This is a genomic window from Kitasatospora sp. NPDC023176 (assembly GCF_055560495.1).
Genome location: NZ_JBVHIP010000011.1, coordinates 104728 through 131177, shown reverse-complemented (window position 1 = coordinate 131177; position 26450 = coordinate 104728). Strand labels below are relative to the sequence as shown.

Genomic DNA, 26450 nt, shown 5'->3' with positions numbered 1-26450 from the left:
GAGTCGCGAGTGCGGCACGCCGGGCGATGATTCGACGGTAGGGAGTGAGCGCTCGGACACTCAACGCGATTGCGGCTGATTGCGGGCCATCAGCCGAGCGCGGCGATCGCGGAGGTGATCAGCGCACGGGCCGAGGCTCCATAGACCGCCATCCCGGTCAGCTCGGCGAAGGCCCGGTGGTAGTCCGCGAGTTCGCGCGGCTGAACGACGTTGATCTCCGCAGTCAGCGTCTCGACCGACGCCTCCTGACCATCGAACAGGTAGAACGCCTCCAACGGCCAGATGCGGCGCTGCGCGGAGAACGGGATGATGCCGAGGGAGACGGACGGCAGCGGTATCACCGCGAGCAGGTGGCCGAGTTGGCCGGCCATGGTCTCCGGGTCGCCGATGCGGTAGCGCAGGACCGCCTCTTCGGCCAGGACGACGAAGCGGTGGTTGCCCTCGCGCAACAGCCGGCCGCGCTCCAACCGGGCCGCCACCGCGTCGGCGACGTCGTCCGGCGTGCCCTGAAAGGTGGTGATGCTGCGCAGGAGGGCGGTCGCGTACGCCTCGGTCTGGAGGAAGCCGGGCACGACGTTCGAGACGTAGGCCCGGCACGTCGCAGTAGTCGTGTACTGGGCCAGGGACTCTTCCTGGACCTGGCGCATTCCGTTGCGGTGGAGCTTGCGCCACTCCTGGTACATCGACTCCACCGCACGCGAGGCGGCGATCAGGTCCGCGGCCTGGTCGTCAGCGCCGCACGCCGCACACCATGAGCGGATGTCGTCCTCGGCGGGCGTGGACTTTCCGCTCAGGATGCGCGAGGTCTTCGACGGGTGCCACTGGCACCGGGCGGAGAGTTCCTTGCCGTCGATCCGGGCGTCCAGCATCAGGTCGCGCAGACGGGTGGCCACGGCGGCCCGGGCCGCCTGGGCGCTGGACGAGGGGGACACGGCCATGGGCTGTCTGCTCGGCGCCTCGACGCTCAGACGGTGTAGCGGTCGTGCGGGGTCGCGCGCTCCCACACCGCTTCGAACGCGGCGACGCAGAGCTTCGCCACGTCGGCGTCCTCGGTGTAGGTGGTGCGCGGCTCGGCCCAATCGCCGTCACCGGTGAAGTGGTTGAAGCGGACGGCATGACCGTCGAACACCCAGAAGTCATTGCCGGGCAGCGCCAAGTCGGAAGCGCGGTGGCGAGGAAGCCAACGGACGTCTTCACCGGCCTCGATGTTGACCGGGGTGATGGCGTGCAGGTAGCGGGTGTAGAGGGTGACCGGCTCGGAGACGATCCGGGCCCGACGGACGACGACGCCCCGCATCGTCGCCCCGCGCACCATGGCTGTCCACTCGTGCCAGTACTCCGAGTCCGGGTCCAGGTCGGACTCCCCCGTCGCCCGGAACCGTTCGACGGCCGACGTCTCGTCCGGAACTCCGTAGACGTCGCGCATCTCCAGATGGAGCGCCGAGTGCTGCGCGGAGTGCAGGAGTTGATCAAAGTCCGGCACGTTCGACCACATCGCAGGCCTCCCTCAGGATCGGCACCATCCGCGCCGGGATCCGGTTCACGATCTCACCCTCGGGAACGCCCGGAGTGTGGCCGGGCGCCCATGAGGTCCCACGGATCGTGGCCAACAGCTCTTCCAGGGCCTGCCAGCCCTGGATCACGATCTCTCGCCGCGCGTGGTCCACCCACACGGTCGGCGAGCCGTCCTTGCCGGTCTCGGGATCGATCCCGATGAAATCCAACTCCATGGTGTCCTCCCGCATCAAGCCGGTTGCGCACAGTTGCACCCGAACCCTTGCGGAGGGCAGGCGAACCGTCAAGAGCTCACCGTAGTCGGACAGATACATAACGTCGTGGACGGTGCCGGCTTCCAAGGACTCTCGAAAGCCGACCTTCTGCGCAGAGAACCGCCCTGGCGCCCTGTCATTGCTTCGGCGGCCCCGGCCAACCTTGGCCGGGGCCGCCGCTGTCTTGCGCTTCCTGGACGAAGAGGGGGTGGGTGGGTGTTCTAGGCGGGCCCGCGACCCCGGGCGCGGGGCGCGGGGCGCGGGGCCCGCCCCTCTTGATCATTGATCGGTTCTTGCATCAATCCCCTCGCTGCTTCCCCGGGCGGCTGGGCCGTTCCAGGCCGGGCCGCCCGCACGTTGGTGGGGTGTTCGGGGGCGGGCCCGCAGCCCTGGGCGCGGGCCCGCAGCCCTGGGCGCGGGCCCGCCGCCCGCTGGCCGGCCCGCCCGCAGCGCGCGCGGGGTGTCCGGGGGCCGGCGGCGGGGCGGCCGGGGGGTGTCGGCGGGAGGGAATATCGTCCGTCTTCGTTCACCGTGTCGATCCGGCGCCGCGCCGTTCGACCTTGGGTTGGAGAGGGTCGGCAGGCGGCCCCCCGTGGAGGAGGTTGAGATGGCGAAGTACATGCTGATCATGCGGGGCACGGACGAGTCCATGGCGAAGATGATGGAGACGCCGTTCGAGGAGATGCTCGAGACCGTGGGCCGCTTCAACGAGGAGCTGATCCGGGCGGGCGTGCTGGTGGCCGCCGAGGGGCTGGACGACCCGTCGCAGGGCGTGGTGGTCGACTTCGACGGGGAGACGCCGGTGGTCACCGACGGCCCGTACGGGGAGACGAAGGAGCTGTTCGGCGGCTTCTACCTGATCGACGTCGCCTCGAAGGAGGAGGCCGTGGAGTGGGCCAAGCGGCTGCCGGCGCTGCCCGGTTCCAAGTGCGAGGTGCGCCGGGTACCGGGCATCGAGGAGTTCCCGCAGGACAACGAGTGGATCGTCAAGGAGCGGGCGTGGCGCGAGCGGACCGGCCAGCTCTGATGCCCGCAGCCACCGACGGTCCGCCGGGCGCCGAGGCCGCCCGGCGGGCCGTCGAGGCCGTCTGGCGGATCGAGTCCGCGCGGATCGTGGGCGCGCTGGCCCGCTACACCGGGGACTTCGCCCTCGCCGAGGACGTCGCCCAGGAGGCGCTGGCGGAGGCCCTGGTCGGTTGGGCGCGCGACGGCGCCCCGGCCAGCCCGGTGGGCTGGCTGCTGACCACCGCCCGGCGCCGGGCCGTCGACGCCTTCCGCCGCGCCTCGGCGCTGGACGAGCGCTACACCGCGCTCGCGGGCCCGCTCGCCGAGGGCGAGTTCAGCACCGGCGCGGCGGGCACCCCGGCGCCGCAGCCGGACCTGCCGTTCGATCCGGACCGGGTCGACGACGACGTCCTCGCCCTGATGTTCACCGCCTGCCACCCGGTGCTCTCCCCCGAGGCCCGGGTGGCGCTCACCCTGCGCGTGGTGGGCGGCCTGTCCAGCGAGGAGATCGCCCGGGCGTTCCTGGTGCCGGTGCCCACCGTGCAGGCCCGGATCACCCGCGCCAAGAAGACCATCGCCGCCGCGCACGTCCCGTTCGAGCTGCCGCCCCCGCAGGAGCGGCGCACCCGGCTGGGCGCCGTCCTGAGCGTGCTGTACGTGATCTTCACGGAGGGCTCGACGGCGACGGCCGGCGAGGACCTGCTGCGCCCCGACCTCGCCTACGAGGCCGTCCGGCTGGCCCGGATGCTGGCCGCCCTGCTGCCCGACGAACCGGAGGTGCACGGGCAGCTCGCCCTGTTCGAGCTGACCGCCTCGCGCTTCCCGGCCCGCACCGGGCCGGACGGGGAGGCGGTGCTCCTGGAGGACCAGGACCGGCGCCGCTGGGACCACTCCGCGATCCGCCGCGCCCTGGCCGCCCTGGGCCGGGCCGCGGCCCTGGGGCGGGGCCTGGGCCCGTACGGCCTGCAGGCCGCGATCGGCGCCTGCCACGCGGCGGCGCCCTCGGTGGCGGACACCGACTGGGAGCGGATCGTGCTGCTGTACGAGGCGCTGGGCCGGGTGGCGCCGTCCCCGGTGGTCGAGCTCAACCGGGCGGTGGCCGTCGCGATGGCCGAGGGGCCGCTGCCGGCGCTGTCCCTGGTCGACGATCTGGCCGTCTCCGGCCGCCTGTCCGGCTCGCACCTGCTGCCGGGGGTGCGCGGCGAACTGCTGGCCCGGCTCGGCCGCAGCACCGAGGCCCGGGCCGAGCTGGAACTGGCCGCCCGACTGTGCCGCAACGCCCGGGAGCGGGCGGTGCTGCTGCGCAAGGCGGCCGCGCTCGACAACGCAGGGTGACCGTACGGCCCCGCCTCCGACGCTCGGACGCGGGGCCGTACGGCCCGGCCGTTCAGCCGCTCAGCACTGGGGGCGGCGGCCGTGGTTGGCCCCGCGCCTGGCCCGGGCCTTCTTCTTGCGGCGGCGCTTCGACGACATGGCGACTCCTCTCGCAACCGGCCCCCGGCTCTCCCCCGGTCTTCCACCGTTCCACACCCTGCCCGCACCGGCCCGTCGAGCACCGACCCCGCGGCCCCCCGTACCCCCGGCCGGGTCCACACGGTCCACCTCGACGGCTACAGCACCTTCGCCCGACAGGCCGTCGACGCCTACCTGTCGACCGGCGCCCTGCCACCGGCCGACGCCACCTGCCGGGCGACCGTCCGGGCGCCGGCACCGGCACCGGCACCCGTCACTGGCCGACCCGGCCGTCCACGCACTCGCGCAGCAGGTCGGCGTGGCCGCAGTGACGGGCGTACTCCTCGACGCGGTGCACCCACAGCTCGCGGACCGCGACGCCCTGCTTGCCGAGCCGCGTCCCCAGATCCGGGTGGGCGGCCAACTCGGTGTCCAGTGCGGCCTGTTCGCGCTCCAGGTCCCGCCAGGCGGCCGCCACCACGGCCGGGTCGGCGACCGCGCCGTCGAAGTCGGCGTCGCGCGCGCCGTACAGCTTGGGCAGCGGCTCGCCGTCGCGGATCCAGCCCCGCCAGTCGCGTTCCACCTCGGCCAGGTGCCGCACCAGGCCGAGCAGTGACATGGTCGACGGCGGCACCGAGCGCCGGGCCAGCTGTTCGGCGTCCAGTCCCTCGCACTTCATCCGCAGGGTGAGGCGGTAGTTGGTCAGGTAGTCCTCCAGGGTGGCCAGTTCGCCGTCCGGGGAGGGCCCTTCGCTGTTGCGCGGGTCCTCGTCCGGGTCCGCCCACATGTCGGGGTAGACGCTCGCCTGGGTCCATCGCTCAGGTCGCTCGGGTCGCTCGGGTCGCTCGGTTGCCATCCGCGCATCATCACCCGCAACATCTCTCCCCCGCCAGCGAGTTACCGCCCGGCCAGGGGTTCGAGCGCCGTCGGGCCACGCCTCGGTCAGGGCAGGAGCGGGCCGCGGCCGGCGCTGGGGTGGAGTACCACCGGGGAGCGGCCTGGGGTGGGGCCGATGACGATCGCGGTGCTGCCGGCCCAGGCGGTGGAGGCGGCGGCGCGGCAGCTCGGTCAACGCTCCGCCCCGGACACCCGGTTCGCCCCCGCCCGCAGGAAGGCGGTGAAGCCCTCGGCCGCGGGCGGGGTCCGCTGTCCGCGGCGGGTGGCGGTGCACACGTGCCGGACGGGGGTGTCCTGGGGGTGGAGGGGGATCAGGGCGATGTCGGGGCGGACGGCGCGGGCGGCCAGGGAGGGGATGAGGGTGGGGCCCAGGCCGGCGGCGACCAGGCCGAGTTTGGCGGTCCAGGCGCCGACGGCGTACTCGATCCGGGGCTGGAAGCCGCTGCGCAGGCAGGCGGCGAGGAGGGTGGATTCGGGGTGGCGGCGGGCGGCGATCCAGGGTTCGTCGGCGAGTTCGGCCAGTCGCAGGCGGCGTCGGCCGGCGAGCCGGTGGCCGCGGGGCAGGGCGACCAGGACGGGGTCGTCCAGCAGCGGATGAAGGTCGAACTGGTCGGTGTCGTAGGCGTCTTGTGGGTTCTCGGCGTAGGAGGCGACCACGGCGAGGTCGATGGCGCCCTCGGCGAGCCGGTCCAGCAGGTGGGCGGTGAGGCCTTCGGTGAGGGTGATCTCGACCTGCGGGTGGGCGGCGCGGAAGGCGGCGAGGGCGCTGGGGACGAGTTCGGCGTTGGCACTGTCGAAGGCGCCCACCCGCAGGCGTCCGGCATCCAGTTCGGTGAGGGCGACGAGGTCGCGCCGGGTGGTGTCGAGGCGTTCCAGCAGGGCTTCGGCGTGCGGGAGCAGGGCGCGTCCGTGGTCGGTCAGCCGCACCCCGCGGGCCAGCCGGTCGAACAGCGGCACGCCCAACTCGCCTTCCAGGGTGGCGATCTGGCGGGATATCGCGGACTGGGTGAAGCCCAGCCGCTCCCCGGCGGCGGTGAAGGAGCCGAGGTGCGCGACGGTGCGGAAGACGTCCAGCCAAGCCATGTCCATTCCGCATGACTACCATGCGAGACATTCGCTGGTCGCCTGGCTCGATGCTGCCTAGCGTGGCGGCCATGGAAAAGATCGCCTTTCTGGGCCTGGGCCGGATGGGGCTGCCGATGGCCCGCCGCCTCGCCGCCGCCGGCCACCCGCTGACCGTCTGGAACCGCACCCCCGGCCGCGCCGGGGGCCTCACCGAGGCCGCGAGCCCGGCCGATGCCGTGGCGGGGGCCGGCGTCGTCGTCACGATGCTGTCCGACCCGCAGGCCGCGGCCGAGGTCGCCGGGCGGTTCACCGCCCACCTGGCCCCGGGCACCCTGTGGATCGACATGTCCTCGATCGGCCCGCGGGCCGTCGCCGGCCTGCGCGCCCAACTGCCTAGCGGCGTCGCCCTGGTGGACGCCCCGGTGCTCGGCAGCGTGGGCCCGGCGGCCGGCGGCGACCTGGTCGTCTACGCGGGCGGCGAGGACGCCGACCTGGACCGCGCCGAACCCGTCCTGGCCCACCTCGGGCGGGTGCGGCGCTGCGGCGGCCCGGGTACGGGGGCGGCACTGAAGGTCGTGGTGATGGGCGCGATCGTGGCATCCGTCACCGCGCTGAGTGAAGTGGTCGCGGTGGCCGAGGAGTTGGGCGTTCCGCGGGAGGAGGCCCTGGAGGTGCTGGCGGCCGGGCCGCTCGCGGGGGTGGTGGCCCGGGCGCGCAGCACGGAGTCGGACTTCCCGGTGCGGCTGGCGGCCAAGGACCTCGCCCTGGCGGGCGGCGGCCCGGTGCTGGCGGCGGCCCGCCAGGTGCTGCTGGCGGATCCGTCGATCGCCGAGCGGGACCTGTCGGCGGTGGTGGGGGCGGTGCGGGCGGGCTAGCGTCCGCCCGGGCGGCTCAGCTCGGCCCGGTGGCGGCGGGCGGCGAGGGTCTCGGGGTGGTCGGGGCCCAGCAGTTGGACGCAGTCGAGGACGAGGGCGTCGAAGAGCCGGATGGCCTCGGCGGCGCCCTCGGCGCGAGCGACGCAGTAGGCGTGGTTGCTGCGGGTGGTGAGAGTGTCCGGGTCGTCGGGCCCCAGCACCAGCCGGCGGTCACGGAGCAGCGTTTCGAAGTAGTACGCGGCACGGCCCCAGTGGCCCGCATACCCGATGTTGAAGGCTTGGTTGTTGCGGGCGATCAGAGTCTCCGGGTGGCCCGGCCCCAGCTCCCGCGCGCAGTCGTCGATCAGGGGTTCGAGCAGCTTGGCGGCTTCCGCGTGGCGCCCGAGGTTCCCCAGATTGAGGGCGTGTCCGTTGCGGGCGACCAGGCTCTCACGGTGGTTCGGCCCCAGGACCTGTTCACAACGGTCGACCAGGTCCTCATACAGCTGGACCGCCCAGGCGTGGTCGCCGCCGGCCCCGACGGCTCCGGCATGGTTGCCGTAGACGGCCAGGGTCTCGGGGTCGTCGGGGCCGAGCATGCGGATGGCGTCCGCGACGAGCAGTTCCCACCGCCGCACGGCCGCACGGCCCGGGCCCAGGAGGGCCGCCTCTGCGGCCCTGGCCCGGATCACTGCCCGGGCGGCGTCGCCGCCGGTCGTAAGGTTGTCCCGGTAGGTCAGGTTGTCCCGGACAACCGGGACAACCCGCGGGCTCTCCTCCCCCAGCTCCTCGCTGACCCGCTCGATCGCCTCCCCGTCCGCGTCGTTGACGGCCGCCGCCTTGGCGAGCGCCTGCTCGATGTCGTCGCCGACCGGGTCGCCGGCGCCCGCGGCGGGCACCACCTCGGCCGCCTGGCGCGGTTCGTCGGCCTGCGGGTCCGGGTCGCCCGCCCGCAGCCGGTCGAGTTCGTCGGTCAGCTGCCGCACCAGGTGCTGCACCCGGGCGGCGAGTTCCTCCGCCCGGCGCTGCTTCTCCTGGGCCCGCCGTAGTTCCTCCTGGGCCCGCCGTTCCTGGTCCAGGGCGCGTTCCAACTGCCGCTGGGCCTGTTCCAGTTCATGCGCCTGGCCCTGACCGCGCAGTTCGTCGCGTTCGGCGCAGAGGCCGTCGACGCGCTGCTCCAGCTTGGTGATCATGTAGAGCAGGGCCATCACCAGCTGCGCGGAGTTGTGGGCGGTGCGTTCCAGGACGGCCTGCTGTTCCAGTGACCGGGTGAGCCGGTCGTAGGTGTCGAGCTGCTGCCGGCGGGCCTCGGCCAGTTCCACGGCGTACCCCCCGCCCGCCGGAACGTGGCCGGCCGGGGTCTGGGCGGGCTTGCGTTCGGGTGCCGGGTGTTCGGCCGCCCGCAGGCGGGTGAGCGCCTCGGTCCGGCGGCGTTCGCGCAGCCTCGGTTCCGCCACGGTGGCCGCGACCAGGGCGAGGACGAAGTCCTGCTCGGGCAGCTGACTGCCGGCCAGGTAGGAGCCGACCTGGGTCTTGGACCAGCTGATCCCCCCGGCGATCGCGGTCATCGTCAGGCCGCTGGCGTCCACCAGGGCGCGCAGGAAGCCCGCCAGCTCCCGGCCCTCGGCGCTCTGCGCCCGGATCGGCCCCCACGGCCTGCCCATGCCCCAACCCCCGCCCGCGCCCCCGGAGTTGTCCGGGACGTCCCGGACCATCCCGGCCGTTGTCCGGACCTTACCTGCCGCAACGCCCCGGACAGGGGCGGATCAACCGGACCGGTGCCAGATTCCTCCTCGCCACCCGCACCGCCACCACCGCGAGGAGACCCGCCGTGCACCTGCCCGCCCTGCCCTTCCTGTCGCCGGCCGGCCGCACCACCCAACGGGTGCTGCTGGTCGCCCTGCTGACGCCGCTGCTGCTGCTCACCGTGCTGGCCGCCGTCCCGGCCCTGGTCGTCCTGCCTTTCCTGCCCGGCGGCACCGACCGCGCGGTGCGCCTGCTGCGCGTCCACACCGCGCAGCTGCGCACCCTGCTCGACGCCTCGCGGGCCGGGGCCCGTCCGGGCGGGTCCGGCCGGTGACCGCCGGCCCCGGCGGGCCGGTCACCCTGACCGTTGGACGACGGGGCGTGGGACCTCGGCACCAGGGCGCGTATCGGGTTGCGATCAACCGCCCTTCCGGGTGAGCCTGCTGGCCCTGCCGGAGCCGCGGTCCGAGTCCCGAACTCTCCGAGCGAATCCGGCGCCGCACCAACACCAGGGGCTCCAGCAGGTGAGTAGGCCTGCTGGAGCCCCTGCCCGGTCTTCTCGGGACGCATCGTGGGCTGGAACTCCTGCAGGACGGCGAGGCCGGCGTGTTGGACGACGTCGACCGAGCCGATGCAGCCCTCGGCCGTCCCGTCGAGCACCTGGCGCACCGCCAGGGGTTTGGCGTCGACGTAGCGGCGGCCGGCGGCCGGGGCGTAGCGCTCGGCGAAGGCTCCGGTGGCGGGGTGGAGCGCGACGGTGCGCGGGGTGTGGATTCCGGGCGGGGCGGCCAGGCACATCGGCTTGGTCGGCGCCTCCCAGACGGCCGCCAACTCGACCTGGCCCAGGTGGCGGAAGTGGATGTCGACCCAGAGGTCGGACACCTCGCCGCCGGGGCGGTGGCGCTCGACGAACCCGGCGGCCACCAGGGCGTGGCAGTCGCGGGAGAGGGCTTCGCGAACGGCGAGTTCGAAGGTGTCGGTGAGCAGGACCTTCGCGAAGTGGCGGCGGGCCTCGTGGTGAGCGTCGGTGCCCTCCGGACCCAGGGTGACCACGGCATCGTGCGGGTCGGCGGTGTCACGGCGGAGCAGGTGATGGGTCGTCACGATCTGGCCTCCAGGGCCGTGTGAGGACGTTCGGATGGTGCCCCGGCGGTGATGAGCTGCACGCCGGGCGATCGGACCTACCGTGTCGAATACCTAACACACAGTTAGTCCTAGCTCTAATATCGGGCTGGTTCAAACCCCTGTCAATACGGCTAGGACTAATACGAAGAGCGCCCACGCCATCGGAACCACCGACCGGAAAAGAGCACCATGGAGAAGCCGCCCGCCCACTACCGCCAGCTCGCCGACGACCTGCGCGCCGCCATCCTCGACGGCCGCCACCCGGCCGGCACGGTGCTGCCGAGGATCACCAGCCTCGCCACCCAGTACGGCATCTCCAAGCAGACCGCCCGCCAGGCCATCGCCCTCCTCGAAGCCGAAGGCCTGGTCGAAGTCGTCCGCCGCCGCGGCACGATCGTGCGCGCCCTGCCCCAGCGCCAGAAGCTCTCCCGCGTCCGCCAGGTGCTCCGGGACGACCGCGGCTACTACTTCGACCCCACCGCCCAGCCCTGGGTCGCCCTGCGCAAGCCAACCATCACCTGGGCGCCCGCACCGCACGACATCGCCTCCCTCCTGCGCGTCGAACCCACAGGCGACGTCCTCCTGCGCGACCGCCTCATGGGCGACCCCGACACCCGCAAGCCCACCCAGCTGGCCACCAGCTACCTGCCGGCCGCCATCGCTCGCGGCACCCGCCTCGCCGAAGCCGACACCGGCCCCGGCGGCATCTACGACCGTCTGGAACGCGACCTCGGCCACGGCCCGCTGGCCTGGCACGAGACCATCACCTCCCGCATGCCCACCCCCGCCGAAGCCGCCGACCTCCAAGCCCCCAAGGGCACCCCGCTGCTGCGCATCATCCGCACCAGCACCGGCCCGGACGGCACAGTCGTGGAGGTCAACGACACCCGCATGCGGGCCGACGAGTACGAGATCGGCTACCCGATCACCCGCCACAGCACCGCCGCGTGGCCCGGGCAGAGGCCGGCCGGGCCCGGGCTGTAGGCGGCCGGCCGGGCTCTGCTCCGCGACCGCTCGCTCGGAAAGCCGTGGCTGGTCCGGTCCGAAACGGGCGCCAGGGCCGGTTCAGCTGACGGGCCCTGCACGGTGGCGGATGGTCACGGTGGCCGGCGGTGAGGGCCACGGCGTGGTGGTGGCCGGCCCGCCCTGCGCGGACGGCAGCGTCGACCGCTACCTGACCACGGGCCGGCTGCCCGCGAAGGATCTGACCTGCGGCGGCCAAGGCGCGTCCGATCATTGATCCCGTGTCCGGTCGGGGCGAGGCGAGGCGAGTGGGCGGACGCGGCACTCGTCGACCGGGTCATCCGTCGGACGCGCCTCATGCCTGCGCCCTGGGAGGAACGTCCAGCGCCCGGCCGGGAGCGCGGCGGGCAGCTTGGTAGACGGCGCCGATGGCCGGGCCCGGGCACCTGGCTGTGTCGTGGGGGCACTCCCGGGCCACCGATCACCGATCACCGATGCCGATCACCGACGAAGGGCGCCCCCTTGTCCGCTCGCAGCGCCGTGCACGGCGTCGTCCGGCCGGCCGGGCCGCGCCTGCCGGTCGTCTCCTTCCTCGCCCGGCTGCCCGCCGCGCTGTGCCCGACCGGGACGCTGCTGATGGTCACCGCGCTCGGCGGGGTCGGCCGCGCCGGCGTGGTGGCGGGCGTGCTGTGGACCGGCCAGGCGGTGGGCGGGCCGCTGCTGGGCCGGCTGGCCGACCGGCGCGGCCACCGTCCGGTGATCCTGGCCGCCTCGGTGGCCAACGCGCTGATGACCGCCGCCCTGGTGGTGGCCGTGGCCGCCGCCCTGCCGGTGCCGGTGCAGGCCGGCTGCGCGGTGCTGACCGGTTTCACGGTGCCGCAGATCGGGCCGCTGTCCCGGACCCGCTGGATCGCGCTGGCGAGCGGGCGCCGTGACGGCGCCGAACTGGTCGGCTCCGCGCTGTCGTTCGACACCGTGGTGGACGAGACGAGCTTCGTGGTGGGCCCCGCGCTGGTCGGGGTCCTGGCCTGGGCGGTGCACCCGGCGGCGGAGCTGGTCTGCGCGGCGGCGCTGACGGCGGTCTTCGGGGTGCTGTTCGCGCTGCACCCGACGGCTCCGGCGGCGGTGCCGCGCACGGTGGAGGCGGGGCGGCTGCGCCGCGGGCCGCTGCTGGTGCTGCTCGCCGTGACGGTGCTGCAGGGCGTGGTGTTCGGCGCCACCAACACCGGCGTGCAGTACCTGGCCCGGGGTGACGCGGGCGTCGGCGGCCTGGTGTGGGCGGCGATGGGGGTGAGCAGCGCGGCGGCCGGGTTCCTGCTGGCGTCCTTCTCCGGGCGGTTCGACCTGACGGTACGGCTGCGCGCGGCCGTGGCGGTGCAGGCGCTGTTGCTGCTGACGCTGCTGCCGGTGGGCGGGGTGGCGGGTGCGGCGTGGTCGGTGGGGGCGATCGGCCTGGCGGTGGCCCCGACGCTGATCGCGGTGTTCGGCCTGGCCGAGCGGGTCGCGGCGCCGGGGCGGATGGGCGAGGCGATGACGCTGCTGGGCAGTGGGCTGATCGCGGGGCAGGGTCTGGCGGGTGACGGGTGCGGGGCCGCTGGTCGGCGCTCACGGGTACCCGGCGGCGTTCGCGCTGGCCTGCGCGGCGGGGGCGCTGGCCCTGCTGCTGGTGCTGGCGCTGGTGCGGCTGCGGCGGTTCCCGCCGGCCCGGGCGGCGGCCCTCCAGGTCGAAGCGGCGGCGGCTCCGGCCGTCCGAGGGCCCCCGGGCGTCAACTACTCTCCGTATATTCACCCGATCAGGGGATCTGGTGTGCGAGTCGGGGCAGGTGGGACGTAGCGTCGTGGCGGCGTACGGGGGTCGGCGCGAAGCCCTGGAGGGCGGCGGAAGTGCAGGTCATGAGGGCTGGACGGGGCGCGGCGGCGCTGGCACTGGCGGCGGTGGTGCTGACAGCCTCGGCGTGTGGGGCGCCCGGCAGCGGTGCGAGCGCGGACACCGCGGCCGCAGCCGGGCGGACGGGCCGGGCGGGCCAGGCGGCGCCGGATCCGGACGGCCGTCCGCTGGCCCTGGTCTACCGGGGCCCGGCGGCCTGCCAGGGCTGCCCGGAGGCGGCGCACGACATGCTGGAGCAGGACGGCTTCGCGGTGCGCTACATCGGGCCCGAGGAGCAGGACCGCTTCGGCCCGGACGCGCTGTCCGGCGTCGCGCTGTACGTGCAGCCGGGGGGCACCAACGGGCAGGAGGTGTCGACCGCGTGGCGCCTGATGCAGCGCGACCCGGGTTTCTCGCCGGAGCTGGTGCGCGCGTACGTGCGCGGCGGCGGGCACTTCCTGGGGCTGTGCATGGGCGGCTACCTGGCGGGCCACGACCCCGGCTACGGCCTCCTGCCGGGCGACTCGGGGCAGTACATCAGCTCCCGGGGCGCGACCGTCACCGACGAGCAGGACCACCTGGTCGACGTCTCCTGGCGCGGGCACCCGCAGCGGATGTACTTCCAGGACGGCCCGTACTTCGACGTGAGCGGCCCGGACGCGGACGTGCTGGCCCGTTACACCAACGACCGGGCGGCGGCCGTGGTCGCCCCCTACGGCGCGGGGCGGGTGGCGGTCAGCGGCCCGCACCCGGAGGCGCCGTCGGACTGGTACCTCGACTACGACCTGCCGGACGAGTCGCAGACCGGCCTGGGCCTGGGCGAGGACCTGCTGCACACCCTGATGGGCACCTCGCCGACGGGCACCTCGCCGACGGGCACCTCGCCGACGAACCCCGCCCCGACGGGCACCGCCCCGAGGCCCTGACGCCCCGGTGCCGGGGCTGCCCGAGCCGCCGCCCCCGTCCTGAGAGCACCACCCCCGGCCGAACTAGTGCACCTGGGGCGCCGCCCGCCTGCGCAAACCCCCCGCAGCGGCCCCGGCCTCCCCCGAAGTGCCCTAGTGCACTAGTGCGTCAATCCCAAATAACCGCAGATTAAGGCTTGTTGAGCCCGAAGCGTACGGCGTACGGTACGGGCATGGAGAACACCGACATCCTCATCTCCGGCGCCGGCATCGCCGGCCCCGCCCTCGCCTACTGGCTGCGCCGCCACGGCTTCAACCCCACCGTCGTCGAACGCGCCCCCGCCCCGCGCCCCGGCGGACAGGCCGTCGACCTGCGCGGCGCCGGACGCACCGTCATCGAACGGATGGGCCTGATGGAACGGGCCCGCACCCTGTGCGTGGAGCAGCGCGGCATCGCCCTGGTCGACACCCGCGGCCGGCACACCGCCCGGGTGCCCGTCGAACTGTTCGAGGGCGAGGGCATCGTCTCCGAGCTGGAGATCCTGCGCGGCGACCTCGCCGACCTGCTCCGGGAGGCCACCGACGGCGTCGAGTACCTCTGGGACGACACCGTCACCGCCCTCGACCAGGACACCGCCGGCGTCACCGTCCGGTTCGAGCGCTCCCCCGCCCGCCGCTTCGCCCTGGTCATCGGCGCCGACGGGCTGCACTCCATGGTGCGCCGGCTGGCCTTCGGCCCCGAGCGGGACCACTACCGCCCGCTCGGCGGCTACCACTCCTGGTTCACCGTCCACGACCCGGCGCTCGCCCGTGACCTGGACAGCTGGTTCCTGATGTACAACGCCCCCGGCGGACTGGTCGCCGCCGCCCGGCCCGGCCGGCTGCCCGGCGAGGTCAAGGCCTCCCTCGGCTTCCGCTCCGGCCCGCTCGACCTCGACCGCCGCGACGACACCGCCCAGCGCCGCCTGCTCGCCGCGCGCTTCGCCGGCACCGGCTGGGAAGTCGACCGGCTGCTCACCGCCATGGCCACCGCCGACGACTTCGCCTTCGACTCCTTCGGCCAGATCCACCTCGAACGCTACAGCCGCGGCCGCGTCGCCCTGCTCGGCGACGCCGGCTACAGCCCCAGCCCGATCACCGGCCTGGGCACCAGCCTCGCCCTGGTCGGCGCCTACCTGCTGGCCGGCGAACTCGCCTCCGCCGCAGGCGACTTCCGCACCGCCTACGCCCGCTACGAGGAGCTGATGCGCCCCTACGTGACCCGCGCCCAGGAACTGCCGCCCGGCGGCGTCAACGGCTACGCCCCCGACAGCGCCCTGATGATCCGCCTGCGCGCCGCCTCCATGCGCTGGATGGGCCGCTGGCCGCTGCGCCCCATCCTGGCCGCCCAGTTCGCCAAGGCGGGCGCCATCGCCCTGCCCGACTACCCGCTGCCCGCCCACGCCTGAAGCCCGGCCCGCACCGAGACCCGCACCGAGACCCGCACCGAGGCCCGCACCGGGCTTGCACCGGGCTTGCACCTCACGCGGCGTCAGGAGGAATGCTCGTGCCATGCCCTCCACCGAACAGACCTGGAAGGTCGGCCCGCTCACCGAGGCGAGCGGACTGACCGTACGCACCCTCCACCACTGGGACCGGATCGGCCTGCTCAGCCCCTCCCGGCGCACCGCCTCCGGCCACCGCGCCTACACCGAGCCGGACGTCGTACGCCTCTACCAGATCCTCGCCCTGCGCCGCCTGGGCCTGGGCCTGGAGACCATCGCGACCTGCCTGGACGCCGGCGTCGGCCCCCGGCGCCTGGTGCGCGAGCACCTGGCCGCCACCGAGGCCTCCCTCGCCGCCCTGCACACCCTGCACGACCGCCTGACCCACCTGCACACCGAACTCGACGCCGAACGCGAGCCCGGCACCGCCGACCTGCTGCGCCTGGTCCAGGCCGTCGGCGCCACCGGCCCGGCCGCCGAGGAGGCCCTGCGCCGCCACCTCGACGACGACCAGCTGCACGCCCTCGCCGACCACGCCGCCGCCCTCGGCCCCGCCGCCCACTACCTGCTGGAGGTCGAATGGCCCCAGCTCTACCGGCGCGCCGAAGCCCTGCGCGTCGCGGGCGCCGACCCCGCCGACCCCCGGGTGCGCCGCGTCGTCCAGCGCCTGGACGAGCTCTCCCGCCTCTTCAGCGGCGGCGACACCACGCTGTCCGCCGCCGTGCGCACCGCCTGGCGCGAGGACCCGGCCGCCCTCTCCGGCGACCCCGCCGCCCCCGCCGACGCCTGGGCCGACCTGCGCACCTTCCTCGACCACGCCCGCGAGGCGGCGTCATGATCCCCCGCCACACCCGCCTGCGCATCAGCCTGCTGAGCACCCTCCCCGTCCTGGCCGTCGCCGCCCTCACCCTCCCCCCGCCGGCCCTGGCCGGCCTCCTCCCCTGGTCCCTGCTCCCCACCATCGCCCTCGCCCAGGGAGTGCAGGCCTGCCTGGTCTTCCACCGCCTGGGCCGCGAACCGCACCGAACCTGACCCCCGCCCCGGCCGTACGGGGGCCGGGGCGGTCACGGGCCGGGGCGGTCACGGGCCAGGGCCCGGGCGCTACTTGGTGCGGGGCTGGTTGAAGCGGAGCATGTTGCCGGCCGGGTCGCGGAAGGCGCAGTCGCGGACGCCGTAGGGCTGGTCCATCGGTTCCTGGAGGACTTCGGCGCCGGCGGCGCGGATGCGTTCGAAGGTGGCGTCGCAGTCGTCGGTGCGGAAGATGACGCCGCGCAGCAGGCCCTTGGCCAGGAGTTCGGCGGCGGCCTGGCGGTCGTCCTCGGAGGCGTGCGGGTCGGCGAGCGGGGGTTCCAGGACGATCTCCACCCCGGGCTGGTCGGGCGAGCCGACGGTGACCCACCGCATCCCCTCGAAGCCGACGTCGTTGCGGACCTCGAAGCCGAGTACGTCGCGGTAGAAGGCGAGCGCCTTGTCGTGGTCGTCGACGGCGATGAAGCACTGGGCGAGTTCGATGTTCATGACCGTCAAACTACGGGAGGTGCCCGGCCCTTCGCCTGACGTGAGCGCTCCCGGGGGCGTCCACGGGGGCGTCCACGGGGGCGTTCAGGTGCGCCGGACCGGGCGGGTGCGGATCTTGGCGACGCAGGCGGGGATCGGCTCGCCGTCGGCGTGGTCGCGGGCCCGGTAGGCGCTGGGGCTCTCGCCGACGAGTTCGGTGAAGCGGGTGCTGAAGGAGCCCAGCGAGGTACAGCCCACGGCCATGCACACCTCGGTGACGTTGAGGTCCCCGCGGCGCAGCAGGGCCTTGGCGCGTTCGATGCGGCGGGTCATGAGGTAGCTGTACGGGGTCTCGCCGTAGGCGGTGCGGAAGCTGCGGGAGAAGTGGCCGGGGGACATCAGCGCGGTGGCGGCGAGCGCGGGGACGTCCAGGGGCTGGTCGTACTCGCGGTCCATCCGGTCGCGGGCCTGGCGCAGCCGGACGAGGTCGGCGAGGGGCACTCGGGTGGGCATACCGGCAACGGTACCGAGCGGCTCGGACAACCGGGCCTGCCCCGGCCCCCGGCTGCGGCTCCCAGCAGCGGCGATCTAGGGTGACCGCATGATTTCCTCTCCGATATCCGGCCCGATATCCGACCCCGCCGAGGCCCTGCGGGTGCTGTTGGACGGCAATGCCCGTTTCGTCGAGGGCAGTCCCGAGCACCCCAACCAGGACGCCGGGCGGCGGGCCGCGCTGGCGCCGGCGCAGAAGCCCTTCGCGGTGCTGTTCGGCTGTTCGGATTCCCGGCTGGCCGCCGAGATCATCTTCGACCGGGGCCTGGGTGACCTTTTCGTGGTGCGCACCGCCGGTCATGTGACCGGTGCGGAGGCGCTGGGCAGTGTCGAGTACGGGGTGGCGGTGCTGGACTGTCCGCTGGTGGTGGTGCTGGGGCACGACTCCTGTGGTGCGGTGGCGGCGGCCCTGGACTCCCTGGAGCAGGGGAAGCTGCCGGGCGGGTTCGTGCGGGACGTGGTGGAGCGGGTGACGCCGAGCGTGCTGTCGGCGAAGGCGGCGGGCATCGAGGACCCGGACGCGATCGTGGACGAGCACATCCGCCAGACCGTGGACCTGCTGCTGGAGCGTTCCCAGCTGCTGGCCGCCCGGGTCGCCGAGGGGCGGGCCGCGGTGGTGGGCCTGTCGTACCGGCTGACCGACGGCCAGGCCCGTACGGTCTCCGTCCGCGGCCTGGGCTGACCCCGCGGGGGTACGGGAACGTCATGTCCGATCCCCGCCAGCGCGGGGGTGCGGGCGGGGGCAGAGTCGGTGGCCGGTCACGGATCATCCGGTCCGGGCCACCGACTCACCCGATTCGAGGACGGCTCTTCCCGTGCACAAGGTCACTGATCTCAAGGTCCTGTACTTCGGCACCCCCGTGGTGCTGATCGGCTCGCGCAACGAGGACGGCGGCGCCAACCTGATGCCGATGTCCTCGGCCTGGTGGCTGGGCCAGACGTGTGTGCTGGGCCTGGGCAACACCTCGCAGACGGCGATCAACCTGCGGCGCGAGGGCGAGTGCGTGCTCAACCTGCCCAGTGCGGCGCAGGTCGACGCGGTCGACGCGCTGGCGATGCTGACCGCCAACCCGAAGATCTCCGACTACCGGCGTGCGCAGGGCTACCGCCACGAGCGGGACAAGTTCGGCGCCGCCGGGATGACGGAGCTGCCCGGGGAGCTGGTGCGGGCGCCGCGGGCGGCGGAGTGCCCGGTGCAGCTGGAGTGCCGGCTGGAGGAGGCGAGGCCGCTGGCGGGCAACGAGGGGTGCACCGCCTTCGAGGTGAGCGTGGTGCGTGCCCATGTGGACGAGCGGCTGCTGGTGCCGGGCACCGACCACTACGTGGACCCGGTCGGCTGGGACCCGCTGATCATGAAGTTCTGCGAGTTCTTCGGCGAGGGCCGGCGGCTGACCCCTTCACGGCTGGCCGAGGGCTGGCAGATGCCCGGCAGGCTGCCGGCCGCGGTCTGAGCGCCCCGCGGGCGGGGCCGGTGGCCGGGCGGCGCGCTCACGGCGCGACGGTGGCCCCGCAGGAGTCGCACACCCGGGTCGCGGGCAGTTCCAGGAAGCAGTTCGGACAGATCGCCGGCGGGCGGGGGGCGGGCGCGGTGGTGGCGGCGGGGCCGGCGGTGGTGGTGGCGGCCTTCTTGCGGGTGACCGCGGTCTTCAGCCGCGGGGCCAGCGCCGGGATGCCGCCGTCGGCGGGCAGGTCGGCGCCGAAGTGCCGGTAGCAGGCCAGCCGGGCGGCGGCGGCGTGCTGCTCGCGGTCCATCTCGTCGAGGATCGGCGGCTGTCCGGCCACTGCGAGGACGTCCTGGTAGCCGGCGCCGACCATGCCGTCGGTGGCGTTCACGACCAGGGCGGTCAGCGGCGGGTCGCCGCGCCGGTGGGCCTCGCGCACCACCAGGGCGAGCACCTTGCCGATCCAGTGCCGCTGGTTGACGCTGGTGCGCACCCCGGAGGCCTGCTGGACGGCCTCGGCCAGCTCGGCGTAGGTGATCACCGCGTGGTAGCGGTGGGCCACGTCCACCAGGGCGGGGTAGGCCGCCCTGGTCCACACGATGTGCGCCTGGCTGATGGCGACGGGCGAGCCGTCCGAGTCCCGCCAGTAGCCGCGCTGCTGCTGCGTCATCCGTCCGCCCCTTGTCCGTTCCGCCTGTCGGCCCCCGCCGGGAGCGAGGCTACCCCGCGCGGGTGTCCGCTTTCCTGTCGGGGCCTTCCCGGTCGGGCGCCTTCCGGGCGGGGCTTTTCCGGTCGGGGGCCTTTCGGGCTTGACTTCAAGTCCTGTTGAAGTCGTGGAATGGGGCCGACCGCAGCCGTACGGGCTTCCGCGGTCGATGCCCCGCCCGTACGGAACGGACCGGGGCCGGGGCCGCCTCCATCCCGATCGTGCCGTTGGCGGCCCCGGCCCTTGTCACCGGATCCACTGTCGCCGGATCCCCGGGACGGGGCAGGCTCCACCACGGTGCCGGGCCTGCGGGGGCGGTGTCAGGCCTTCTCGGCGAGGGTGTGGGCGACCAGGGCGTTGGCGTGGCCGTGGCCCAGGCCGTGCTCGGTCTTGAGCCAGGCGACGAGTTCCATGTGCCGGGTGAGCGGGGAGGCGCGGACGAGGTCCTTCCAGTGCGCGATCGGGCGGCCGTACTTCTTCTCGATGGACGGGAAGTAGCTCGCGGGGCCCTTCACGGCCGCGCCGGTGGTCTGCGCGGCGGTGGCCTTCCCGGTGGTCTGCGCGGTGGTCTGCGCGGTGGCGGCCTTCTCGGTGGCCTTCACATTTGCCGTGGTCATGTCCGGTGTCCTCCCAAGTGCGGGCAAAGCAGAAGCGGTGCGTTCACGGGTAGGACCGTGACCGCACCGCTTCCTCATCGCTCGAAAGATGTGAGCTACCTCACGGCGGCCCGCCGTCGTCCCCGGGCCGCGCGGCGCCCGGCCGGCGGGGTGGCGTCGGCGTTCCAGGCGGCGACGGGGTTGCCGAGCCAGCGGGTGGCGCCGGGGACGTTCTCGCCGCGCATCACCAGGGAGGCCGGGCCGACCGTGGCGGCGTCGCCGAGGGAGGAGTTGAGCAGCACGATCGAGTGCGGCCCGGTGGTGGAGCCGGCGCCCAGGTGGACGGGGCCCAGCCGCATCACCCGGTCGTGGAACAGGTGGGTCTGCAGCACGGTGCCGCGGTTGACGCTGGCGCCCGCCTCGACGGTGACCAGGTCGCTCTCGGGCAGCCAGTGGGTCTCGCACCACACGCCGCGCCCGATCCTGGCGCCGAGGCTGCGCAGCCACAGGTTCAGGTAGGGGGTGCCGGTCATGGCGCCGCCGCCGAAGGGCATGGCGAGTTCCTCGACGAAGGTGTCGTAGAGCTCGTTGCGCCAGACGAAGGAGGACCACAGCGGGTGCTCGGAGACCCGGAAGCGCCCGACCAGCAGCCACTTGGCGAGGGTGGTGATCGCGCAGGCCACCACGGCGGCGGCGATCAGCACCGGGCCGGCCGTCCCGAAGGCGGCGCCCAGCCCGTAGTCGTCCCGGACGGCCTGCAGGGCGGCGAAGACCAGGTCGGCCATGACGGCGGCGATGACGACGGGCAGCAGCCGGCAGACCTCGACGCCGGCGCGTGCCCACATCAGGCGCTTGGGCGGGTCGTAGGTGCGGGCCTCGCCGCCGGTGTCGGCCACCCGCGGCAGGGCGAAGGCGGGCCGGCCCAGCCAGGAGGAGCCCTCGGGGGCCTGGGCGGGGGTGTCGGAGAGGACGCCGACCAGGGAGTTGTCGGGCAGCGAGCGGCCGGGGCCGACGATGCCGGAGTTGCCGACGAAGGAGCGGCGCCCGACGTGGGCGCGGCCCAGGTGCAGCCAGCCGGCGCGCAGCTCGTAGGGGGCGACGAGGGTGTCGTCGGCGAGGAAGGCGCCGTCGTCGACCCGCATCAGGCCGGGCAGGGCCAGCACGGTGGAGGCCTCCACCCGGCTGCCGATCTTCGCGCCGAGCAGGCGCAGCCACACCGGGGTGAAGAGGCTGGCGTAGAAGGGGAACAGGGTGCGCCGGGCGCTGTCGCTGAGGTGGGACACACCCCAGGCGCAGAACGCGACCCGGCCGGTGGCCGGGTGGAAGCCCGGGCGCAGCGGGAGCGAGAAGAGCCGGATCAGCAGGGCTATCAGCGCGGCGTGGCAGAAGACGGTCAGGATGGCCAGCGGCACGGTCATCGGCACCAGCTGGAGCAGCATCGCGGCCAGGGTGCGGTCGTTGTCGACCATCGGGTAGACGGTGAACAGCGCGGGCAGGGCGGCGATGACCGGGACGAGGCCGAAGAGCGCGAAGGCGAGGCCGTAGGCGGGGTTCCAGGCCCGTGAGGCCTTGGCGGGGCCGGCCGGCCAGGGGGTGCGGGCCTCGGTGGAGGGGCGGGCCGGGGAGCCGTGCCAGTGCTCGCCGGGCGGGACGGTGCCGGTGACGCAGGAGCCGGGGGCGATCTCGGCGCCGGCGCCGACGCGGGCGCCGGGCATCAGGGTGGCGCGGTGGCCGATGCTGGCGCCTTCGCCGATGTCGATGTGGCCGAGCTGGAGGGTGTCGCCGTCGAGCCACCAGCCGACGATGTCGGCCTCGGGTTCGAGGCTGGCGCCGTTGCCGATCCGGGCCAGGCCGGTGACGGGGGGCGCGGTGTGCAGCTGGACGTCCCGGCCGACGCGGCAGCCGAGCATCCGGGCGTAGCGGGGGGCCCAGGGGGTGCCGGAGAGGTTGCCGGTGCCGAACATGGCGGTGTAGCGCTCGGCGGCCCACAGCCGCAGGTGGACCTGGCCGCCGCGGGGGTGGCTGCCGGGTCTGAGGCCGGCGGTGATCAGGCGGGCGCCGGCGGCGGCGAGCAGGGTGCGGCCGGGGGCGCTGTAGAAGAGGACGACGCCGGCGGCCACGGGCCACCAGGGGCTGTGCGGGGCCCAGGGGGTGTTGCTGCCCATGAGGTTGTCGATGGCGATCAGGACGATCACCCAGCGCAGGCCGGAGAGGCCGAACATGCCGAGCAGCATGAGGGTCTGCCAGAACCCGGCGCTGCGCGGGGTGGGGCGCACCGGCCGTGCGGGCGTGGCGGTCGCGGCGGCTTCCGGCCCTGCCGCGGCCGCCGCGGCCTGGGGGGCCGGGGCGAGGGAGTCGAGGTAGCCGGCGAGGTCGCCGAGCACCGGGTGGGCGTAGAGGTCGGCGACGGAGACGCCGGCGTGGCGGGTGCGCAGTTCGGAGACCAGGCGGGCGGCGGTGAGGCTGGAGCCGCCGAGGGCGAAGAAGTCGTCGCTGCGGCCGGGGGCCATGCCGAGCAGGCTTTCCCACTGGCCGGCGAGCCAGCCGGCGGTGCCGTCCAGGGTCTCGGTGGGGCGGTCGGAGCCGCCGGTGGTGGCCAGCGGCCAGGGCAGGGCGTTGCGGTCGACCTTGCCGGAGGTCTTGGTGGGCAGGGAGTCGACGAGGGCGAGGACGGGCACCAGCGGGGCGGGCAGGCGCTCCAGCAGTTGCTGGCGGGCGGTGGCGAGGTCGCAGCCGGTGCCGGGCTGGGTGACGAGGTAGCCGACCAGCAGGTCGGCGCCGGCCGGGGTCTTGCGGACGGCGGCCGCGGCGGCGCGGATGCCGGGCAGGGCCTGGAGGGCGGCGTCGATCTCGCCGAGTTCGATGCGGCGGCCGCCGAGTTTGATCTGGTCGTCGGCGCGGCCGAGGAAGATCAGGCCCTCGGGGTCGTTGCGGACCAGGTCGCCGCTGCGGTAGACGCGGGGGGAGGCGATCGCCGGGTGGGGGCTGTACTTCTCGGCGTCCTTGGCGGGGTCGAGGTAGCGGGCGGTGCCGATGCCGCTGATCAGCAGTTCGCCGCTCTCGTACCAGGGCACGGGGTGGCCGGCCTGGTCGACGACGGCGATCTCCCAGCCGTCCAGCGGGGCGCCGATGCGCACCGGCTGGCCGGGCAGCATCCGGGCGGCGGTGGCGACCACGGTGGTCTCGGTGGGGCCGTAGGTGTTCCAGAACTCGCGGCCGGGTACGGCCAGGCGCTCGACGAGTTCGGCCGGGCAGGCCTCGCCGCCGACGATGATCAGGCGCACCTGGTCCAGGCACTCCTGGGGCCACAGGGCGAGCAGGGTGGGGACGGTGGAGATCGCGGTGATGCGGCGGCTCACGAGCCAGGGGCCGAGGTCGGTGCCGGCCTTGACCAGGGAGCGGGGGGCGGGGACGAGGCAGGCGCCGTGGCGCCAGGCCAGCCACATCTCCTCGCAGGAGGCGTCGAAGGCCACTGACAGGCCCGCCAGGACGCGGTCGCCGGGGCCCAGCGGGCGGGGGCGCAGGAAGATGCGGGCCTCGGCGTCGACGAAGGCGGCGGCGCTGCGGTGGGTGACGGCCACGCCCTTGGGGCGGCCGGTGGTGCCGGAGGTGAAGATGATCCAGGCGTCGTCGTCGGGGGTGGGCCAGGCCGGGCGGCCCGAGGGGCGGGCGGCGGGGCCGGCGGCCAGCCGGTGGCCGGCGCCGAGGATCGCGCAGACCTGGGCGTCCTGCCAGATCATCTCGGCGCGCTCGTCGGGGTCGTCGGCGTCCACGGGCACGTAGGCGGCGCCGCAGCGCAGCGCGGCGAGGATGGCGACGTACAGGTCGGCGGTGCCGGAGGGGATGCGTACGCCGACCCGGTCGCCGGTGCCGATGCCGTGGCCGGCCAGCACGCCGGCGAGGGCGTCGACCTCCTGCAGCAGGGTTCTGTAGTCGAGGACGGTGTCGCCGGTGTCCAGCGCGGGCGCGTGCGGGTGCGCGTCGGCCGTGGCGGCGATGACGTCGAGGAGGCTTCGCGGGTGGGCGGGCTGGGCCACCGGCCAGCCCGCGGCCTGCCCCGGGTTGGGTCGGTGCAGCGTGCCTGGGCCAGCCGTGTCGTGGCGTGCGTCCATGGGGATGGGTTCCTTGGCTCCGTTTGTTCGGGGAGGCGCGTGTCACGCGCTACGTGCGGTGACGCCGTTGTCAGGTGAGGGGACGCGCCCACTCACCATGACTCCGCTGGGCGTCCGCTGGATGCAGCGAAGGTGCGGTCAAAGAGAATTCTCATCATCGATGCCAAACGGCCTAATGGTGATGCGATTCGAATGTCGATTCGGGTATTTCGTGCATTTTCACTGGTGAAGGCTAATCGGCGAAAACCGGAGGGGCATGACGGCGGAGGGAAGAGCGATGAACACCATGGCGTCCGGAACGGTACCGGTAGTGAGGGGTTGGCTACCGAATCGGGGGGTTTTGGTCGGATGTTCATCCTGTCCACGTCAGCCTCGGGTTTGTGTGAGACTCTCCAGCCGGCGTCCGTCAAACGGACGTTTCCTGTGAAGACGGTGTGGGCCGCGGCGGAGGGCCCCGGACCGGATGGTCCCGGATCGGATGGTCCCGGGCCGGACGGCGGGGATTCACTCCTCTGGTACGCGGCGTACGGGTCCAACCTGCACGCCGCCCGCTTCGCCTGCTACCTGTACGGCGGCCGTCCGGGCGGCGCGGCCCTGCGCTGCCCGGGCTGCCGCGACCGCCGCCCGCCCCGGCTGACCGCGGCCCTCACCCTGCCCGGCACCCTCTACTTCGCCGGAAACTCCCCCACCTGGGGCGGCGGGACGGCCTCCTACGACCCGGCCGGCCACGGGCCGGTGCCCTGCCGCGGCTACCTGCTCACACCCGGCCAGTTCAGCGACATCGCCGCCCAGGAGATGCGCCGCCCCCCGGGCGCCGACCTCGACCTCACCCGGGTCCTGGCCACCGGGCGCGACCGGGCCGGCCCCGGCCGCTACGAGACCCTGCTGCGCGTGGGAGCACTCGGGGGGCGCCCGGTGCTCACCTTCACCTCCCCCGCCGGCCTGGCCGGCGCCGAGGTCACCGCCCCCACCGCCGCCTACCTGCGCACCCTGGGCGCCGGGCTGGCCGAAGCCCACGGCTGGGGGCCCTGGCGCGCCGCCGGGTACCTCGCCACCCGCCCGGGCGCGGCCGGGCACTGGGGGGTGGGGGCGGTGGCGGCACTGCTGGGACGAGCAGGGGGCCCGGGCGATTCCAGCGGCAACCGGCGTGCACTGAAAGGGAGTTGACGCCTCAGACGGCCGGCGGGGCGGGGACCAGGCCGGCGGCGGCCAGGCCGGCGAAGACCGCCTCGCCGAGGGCCTGGACGGCGGACTGCGGGCGCACCATCACGGTGAACTCCTTGATCCGGCCCCGCTCGTCGAAGTGCAGCAGGTCGATGCCGTGGATCTCCTTGCCGCCCGCCACCGCCCGGAACAGCAGCACGGCGGACGGCGCCTCGCCGCCGTCGGCGCTGGTCTGCGCGGTGCCGTCGTACTCGCCGACGTAGCGGAAGTCCTCGAAGGTGCGCAGCAGCACCCCGAAGAGGCCGAGCACCATCGCCTTGCCCTCGAAGGGGCTGAACTTGACCGGGCTGTAGAAGCGGATGTCGTCGGTGAACAGGTCGTCCAGCGCGGCGAGGTCACGGGCGTCGACGGCGGCGCGGAAGCGCTCCGCGGTGGTGGTGGTCATGAGCCGGCACACTCCTTGGATACTCATGAATGTGATTAGTCAGTTTCATGACTACTACCATGGAAGGCCTGTCCGGCAACAGGAGGGAGGGCCGACCCGATGGCCCTGCGACACGCCGTGCTGGCCGCGCTGCTCGACGGCGAGACCAGCGGCTACGAGCTGGCCAAGGCCTTCGACCTGGGCGTGGCCAACTTCTGGTACGCCCAGCCGCAGCAGCTCTACGCCGAGCTGACCCGGCTGGAGCGCGACGGGCTGGTCGCCGGGCGCGAGGTGGTGCAGGAGAACCGGCCCACCAAGCGGCTGTTCACCGTCACCGCGGCCGGCCTCGCCGAGCTGGACGCCTTCGCCGCCGCCTGCGCCAAGCCCTCCTTCGTCCGCGACGACCTGATGGTCAAGGTCCGCGCCGCCGACCACCTCGACCCCGGCGTGCTCGCCGAACAGCTCGCCGAGCGGGCCGAGTTCGCCCAGGCGAAGATCGACCTGTTCGAACGGATGCTGCACGGCATGCGCGGCGGGCGCGAGGAGCCGGAGTTCCTGCGCGAGGGCGAGCGGATCGGCCCCTACCTGACCTGCCTGCGCGGCCTGGCCTTCGAACGCGGCAACCGGGACTGGTGCCGGGAGGCGATCGCCGTACTGGCGCAGCGCCGGGCGGCCGCGCCCGGGACCGGGTCCGGGGCTGCCTGAAACCCGCTCGCCGGCCGGGCAGTCGGGGCTGTCGACGGCCCCCTCCTCCTCCGGGCCGAGGACGCCGCGCACGTCCGTGGCGGTGAGCGGCCACGCCAACTCACGCGGCAGACGGAGCAC

28 protein-coding genes are annotated in these 26450 nt (G+C 74.2%); 15 read left to right on the top strand and 13 right to left on the bottom strand.

What is annotated here, in order from left to right; all coding sequences use genetic code 11:
* Window positions 1–89: 89 nt before the first annotated feature.
* From ACZ3YL_RS18005 to ACZ3YL_RS17995, 3 genes are read right to left on the bottom strand one after another with little or no spacing between them, the layout of a single operon-like run.
* Window positions 90–938 carry a helix-turn-helix domain-containing protein gene (locus ACZ3YL_RS18005; protein WP_465658342.1) on the bottom strand — a complete coding sequence of 283 codons (849 nt, stop codon included), beginning with the start codon at window positions 936–938 and terminating at the stop codon, window positions 90–92.
* A 26-nt stretch (window positions 939–964) separates the two neighbouring features.
* The gene (locus tag ACZ3YL_RS18000) at window positions 965–1495 is read right to left on the bottom strand and encodes a DUF6879 family protein (RefSeq protein ID WP_465658340.1); all 531 of its coding nucleotides are present in this window, start codon (window positions 1493–1495) and stop codon (window positions 965–967) included.
* The gene (locus tag ACZ3YL_RS17995; protein WP_465658339.1) at window positions 1470–1829 is read right to left on the bottom strand and encodes a hypothetical protein; all 360 of its coding nucleotides are present in this window, start codon (window positions 1827–1829) and stop codon (window positions 1470–1472) included. The genes ACZ3YL_RS18000 and ACZ3YL_RS17995 overlap by 26 nt, the downstream gene beginning before the upstream one ends.
* A gap of 547 nt (window positions 1830–2376) precedes the next feature.
* Between ACZ3YL_RS17995 and ACZ3YL_RS17990 the strand changes: the two genes are divergently transcribed.
* Window positions 2377–2796 (top strand): YciI family protein, encoded by a 420-nt coding sequence (locus ACZ3YL_RS17990; RefSeq protein WP_465658337.1) that lies wholly within the window; start codon window positions 2377–2379, stop codon window positions 2794–2796.
* Window positions 2769–4109, top strand: coding sequence for an RNA polymerase sigma factor (locus tag ACZ3YL_RS17985; RefSeq protein WP_317621239.1), 1341 nt, complete (start codon window positions 2769–2771; stop codon window positions 4107–4109). Before ACZ3YL_RS17990 ends, ACZ3YL_RS17985 begins: the two co-directional genes overlap by 28 nt.
* A 60-nt stretch (window positions 4110–4169) precedes the next feature.
* Here ACZ3YL_RS17985 and ACZ3YL_RS17980 read toward each other — a convergent pair whose 3' ends face one another.
* The 3 genes from ACZ3YL_RS17980 to ACZ3YL_RS17970 form a co-directional block, all read right to left on the bottom strand.
* Complete coding sequence (locus ACZ3YL_RS17980) at window positions 4170–4247, bottom strand: hypothetical protein (RefSeq protein WP_464336931.1); 78 nt, start codon at window positions 4245–4247, stop codon at window positions 4170–4172.
* Between the two features lie 253 nt (window positions 4248–4500).
* Window positions 4501–5082, bottom strand: a complete 582-nt coding sequence (locus tag ACZ3YL_RS17975; protein WP_465658335.1) for a DinB family protein — start codon at window positions 5080–5082, stop codon at window positions 4501–4503.
* A 212-nt stretch (window positions 5083–5294) separates the two neighbouring features.
* A complete protein-coding gene (locus tag ACZ3YL_RS17970; RefSeq protein WP_465658333.1) occupies window positions 5295–6206 on the bottom strand; it encodes a LysR family transcriptional regulator in 912 nt (303 codons plus the stop codon).
* Window positions 6207–6277: 71 nt separating this feature from the next.
* Between ACZ3YL_RS17970 and ACZ3YL_RS17965 the strand changes: the two genes are divergently transcribed.
* The gene (locus ACZ3YL_RS17965) at window positions 6278–7063 is read left to right on the top strand and encodes an NAD(P)-dependent oxidoreductase (protein WP_465658331.1); all 786 of its coding nucleotides are present in this window, start codon (window positions 6278–6280) and stop codon (window positions 7061–7063) included.
* Here the strand turns inward: ACZ3YL_RS17965 and ACZ3YL_RS17960 are convergent.
* On the bottom strand, window positions 7060–8706 hold the full coding sequence (locus ACZ3YL_RS17960; protein ID WP_465658330.1) for a tetratricopeptide repeat protein: 1647 nt from the start codon (window positions 8704–8706) through the stop codon (window positions 7060–7062). The two genes, ACZ3YL_RS17965 and ACZ3YL_RS17960, sit on opposite strands and share 4 nt — an antisense overlap.
* 59 nt (window positions 8707–8765) lie before the next feature.
* Here ACZ3YL_RS17960 and ACZ3YL_RS17955 point away from each other — a divergent pair, with 59 nt between their 5' ends.
* The 8 genes from ACZ3YL_RS17955 to ACZ3YL_RS17920 all read left to right on the top strand — a co-directional run bounded on the left by ACZ3YL_RS17955 (window position 8766) and on the right by ACZ3YL_RS17920 (window position 16164).
* Window positions 8766–9122: a hypothetical protein gene (locus tag ACZ3YL_RS17955; protein WP_465658329.1), complete on the top strand. Its 357-nt coding sequence runs from the start codon at window positions 8766–8768 to the stop codon at window positions 9120–9122.
* Between the two features lie 275 nt (window positions 9123–9397).
* Entirely contained in the window at window positions 9398–9916 is a 519-nt protein-coding gene (locus ACZ3YL_RS17950) for a hypothetical protein (protein ID WP_465658327.1), read from the top strand.
* Between the two features lie 186 nt (window positions 9917–10102).
* Window positions 10103–10897, top strand: a complete 795-nt coding sequence (locus ACZ3YL_RS17945; protein WP_188306871.1) for a GntR family transcriptional regulator — start codon at window positions 10103–10105, stop codon at window positions 10895–10897.
* A 109-nt stretch (window positions 10898–11006) separates the two neighbouring features.
* Window positions 11007–11153, top strand: coding sequence for an alpha/beta hydrolase (locus tag ACZ3YL_RS17940; protein WP_465658324.1), 147 nt, complete (start codon window positions 11007–11009; stop codon window positions 11151–11153).
* A 245-nt stretch (window positions 11154–11398) separates the two neighbouring features.
* Entirely contained in the window at window positions 11399–13669 is a 2271-nt protein-coding gene (locus ACZ3YL_RS17935) for an MFS transporter (RefSeq protein WP_465658322.1), read from the top strand.
* A gap of 212 nt (window positions 13670–13881) precedes the next feature.
* A complete protein-coding gene (locus ACZ3YL_RS17930) occupies window positions 13882–15096 on the top strand; it encodes an FAD-dependent monooxygenase (protein WP_465658320.1) in 1215 nt (404 codons plus the stop codon).
* Window positions 15097–15199: 103 nt separating this feature from the next.
* A complete protein-coding gene (locus ACZ3YL_RS17925; protein WP_465658318.1) occupies window positions 15200–15970 on the top strand; it encodes a MerR family transcriptional regulator in 771 nt (256 codons plus the stop codon).
* Entirely contained in the window at window positions 15967–16164 is a 198-nt protein-coding gene (locus ACZ3YL_RS17920) for a hypothetical protein (protein WP_188306864.1), read from the top strand. Before ACZ3YL_RS17925 ends, ACZ3YL_RS17920 begins: the two co-directional genes overlap by 4 nt.
* 69 nt (window positions 16165–16233) lie before the next feature.
* Here the strand turns inward: ACZ3YL_RS17920 and ACZ3YL_RS17915 are convergent, their stop codons facing one another.
* Together ACZ3YL_RS17915 and ACZ3YL_RS17910 are read right to left on the bottom strand one after the other, a co-directional pair.
* Window positions 16234–16650 (bottom strand): VOC family protein, encoded by a 417-nt coding sequence (locus ACZ3YL_RS17915; RefSeq protein ID WP_188306863.1) that lies wholly within the window; start codon window positions 16648–16650, stop codon window positions 16234–16236.
* 84 nt (window positions 16651–16734) lie between these two features.
* Window positions 16735–17142, bottom strand: coding sequence for a helix-turn-helix transcriptional regulator (locus tag ACZ3YL_RS17910; protein WP_188306862.1), 408 nt, complete (start codon window positions 17140–17142; stop codon window positions 16735–16737).
* A gap of 88 nt (window positions 17143–17230) precedes the next feature.
* On the opposite strand from ACZ3YL_RS17910, the gene ACZ3YL_RS17905 reads away from it, so the two are divergent.
* Together ACZ3YL_RS17905 and ACZ3YL_RS17900 are read left to right on the top strand one after the other, a co-directional pair.
* A complete protein-coding gene (locus ACZ3YL_RS17905; protein ID WP_188306861.1) occupies window positions 17231–17863 on the top strand; it encodes a carbonic anhydrase in 633 nt (210 codons plus the stop codon).
* A gap of 133 nt (window positions 17864–17996) precedes the next feature.
* Window positions 17997–18632 carry a flavin reductase family protein gene (locus ACZ3YL_RS17900; protein WP_188306860.1) on the top strand — a complete coding sequence of 212 codons (636 nt, stop codon included), beginning with the start codon at window positions 17997–17999 and terminating at the stop codon, window positions 18630–18632.
* A gap of 37 nt (window positions 18633–18669) precedes the next feature.
* Here ACZ3YL_RS17900 and ACZ3YL_RS17895 read toward each other — a convergent pair whose 3' ends face one another.
* The 3 genes from ACZ3YL_RS17895 to ACZ3YL_RS17885 form a co-directional block, all read right to left on the bottom strand.
* Window positions 18670–19293, bottom strand: a complete 624-nt coding sequence (locus ACZ3YL_RS17895; RefSeq protein WP_465658315.1) for a hypothetical protein — start codon at window positions 19291–19293, stop codon at window positions 18670–18672.
* A 356-nt stretch (window positions 19294–19649) separates the two neighbouring features.
* Window positions 19650–19844, bottom strand: a complete 195-nt coding sequence (locus ACZ3YL_RS17890) for a DUF4287 domain-containing protein (protein ID WP_188306888.1) — start codon at window positions 19842–19844, stop codon at window positions 19650–19652.
* A 197-nt stretch (window positions 19845–20041) separates the two neighbouring features.
* Window positions 20042–24037, bottom strand: a complete 3996-nt coding sequence (locus tag ACZ3YL_RS17885) for a Pls/PosA family non-ribosomal peptide synthetase (protein ID WP_465658313.1) — start codon at window positions 24035–24037, stop codon at window positions 20042–20044.
* 423 nt (window positions 24038–24460) lie between these two features.
* Between ACZ3YL_RS17885 and ACZ3YL_RS17880 the strand changes: the two genes are divergently transcribed.
* Window positions 24461–25204, top strand: coding sequence for a histone deacetylase (locus ACZ3YL_RS17880; RefSeq protein WP_465658311.1), 744 nt, complete (start codon window positions 24461–24463; stop codon window positions 25202–25204).
* 4 nt (window positions 25205–25208) lie between these two features.
* Here the strand turns inward: ACZ3YL_RS17880 and ACZ3YL_RS17875 are convergent, their stop codons facing one another.
* Window positions 25209–25646, bottom strand: coding sequence for a nuclear transport factor 2 family protein (locus ACZ3YL_RS17875; protein WP_188306858.1), 438 nt, complete (start codon window positions 25644–25646; stop codon window positions 25209–25211).
* Window positions 25647–25745: 99 nt separating this feature from the next.
* On the opposite strand from ACZ3YL_RS17875, the gene ACZ3YL_RS17870 reads away from it, so the two are divergent.
* The gene (locus tag ACZ3YL_RS17870; RefSeq protein WP_188306857.1) at window positions 25746–26330 is read left to right on the top strand and encodes a PadR family transcriptional regulator; all 585 of its coding nucleotides are present in this window, start codon (window positions 25746–25748) and stop codon (window positions 26328–26330) included.
* Window positions 26331–26450 lie beyond the last annotated feature (120 nt).

Bases quoted from the DNA above. Each gene is read 5' to 3' on its own strand.
- ACZ3YL_RS18005 (WP_465658342.1), bottom strand. From the start codon at position 938: ATGGCCGTGTCCCCCTCGTCCAGCGCCCAGGCGGCCCGGGCCGCCGTG.
- ACZ3YL_RS18000 (WP_465658340.1), bottom strand. From the start codon at position 1,495: ATGTGGTCGAACGTGCCGGACTTTGATCAACTCCTGCACTCCGCGCAG.
- ACZ3YL_RS17995 (WP_465658339.1), bottom strand. From the start codon at position 1,829: ATGTATCTGTCCGACTACGGTGAGCTCTTGACGGTTCGCCTGCCCTCC.
- ACZ3YL_RS17990 (WP_465658337.1), top strand. From the start codon at position 2,377: ATGGCGAAGTACATGCTGATCATGCGGGGCACGGACGAGTCCATGGCG.
- ACZ3YL_RS17980 (WP_464336931.1), bottom strand. From the start codon at position 4,247: ATGTCGTCGAAGCGCCGCCGCAAGAAGAAGGCCCGGGCCAGGCGCGGG.
- ACZ3YL_RS17975 (WP_465658335.1), bottom strand. From the start codon at position 5,082: ATGGCAACCGAGCGACCCGAGCGACCCGAGCGACCTGAGCGATGGACC.
- ACZ3YL_RS17970 (WP_465658333.1), bottom strand. From the start codon at position 6,206: ATGGCTTGGCTGGACGTCTTCCGCACCGTCGCGCACCTCGGCTCCTTC.
- ACZ3YL_RS17965 (WP_465658331.1), top strand. From the start codon at position 6,278: ATGGAAAAGATCGCCTTTCTGGGCCTGGGCCGGATGGGGCTGCCGATG.
- ACZ3YL_RS17960 (WP_465658330.1), bottom strand. From the start codon at position 8,706: ATGGGCAGGCCGTGGGGGCCGATCCGGGCGCAGAGCGCCGAGGGCCGG.
- ACZ3YL_RS17945 (WP_188306871.1), top strand. From the start codon at position 10,103: ATGGAGAAGCCGCCCGCCCACTACCGCCAGCTCGCCGACGACCTGCGC.
- ACZ3YL_RS17940 (WP_465658324.1), top strand. From the start codon at position 11,007: ATGGTCACGGTGGCCGGCGGTGAGGGCCACGGCGTGGTGGTGGCCGGC.
- ACZ3YL_RS17930 (WP_465658320.1), top strand. From the start codon at position 13,882: ATGGAGAACACCGACATCCTCATCTCCGGCGCCGGCATCGCCGGCCCC.
- ACZ3YL_RS17925 (WP_465658318.1), top strand. From the start codon at position 15,200: ATGCCCTCCACCGAACAGACCTGGAAGGTCGGCCCGCTCACCGAGGCG.
- ACZ3YL_RS17920 (WP_188306864.1), top strand. From the start codon at position 15,967: ATGATCCCCCGCCACACCCGCCTGCGCATCAGCCTGCTGAGCACCCTC.
- ACZ3YL_RS17915 (WP_188306863.1), bottom strand. From the start codon at position 16,650: ATGAACATCGAACTCGCCCAGTGCTTCATCGCCGTCGACGACCACGAC.
- ACZ3YL_RS17910 (WP_188306862.1), bottom strand. From the start codon at position 17,142: ATGCCCACCCGAGTGCCCCTCGCCGACCTCGTCCGGCTGCGCCAGGCC.
- ACZ3YL_RS17905 (WP_188306861.1), top strand. From the start codon at position 17,231: ATGATTTCCTCTCCGATATCCGGCCCGATATCCGACCCCGCCGAGGCC.
- ACZ3YL_RS17895 (WP_465658315.1), bottom strand. From the start codon at position 19,293: ATGACGCAGCAGCAGCGCGGCTACTGGCGGGACTCGGACGGCTCGCCC.
- ACZ3YL_RS17885 (WP_465658313.1), bottom strand. From the start codon at position 24,037: ATGGACGCACGCCACGACACGGCTGGCCCAGGCACGCTGCACCGACCC.
- ACZ3YL_RS17875 (WP_188306858.1), bottom strand. From the start codon at position 25,646: ATGACCACCACCACCGCGGAGCGCTTCCGCGCCGCCGTCGACGCCCGT.
- ACZ3YL_RS17870 (WP_188306857.1), top strand. From the start codon at position 25,746: ATGGCCCTGCGACACGCCGTGCTGGCCGCGCTGCTCGACGGCGAGACC.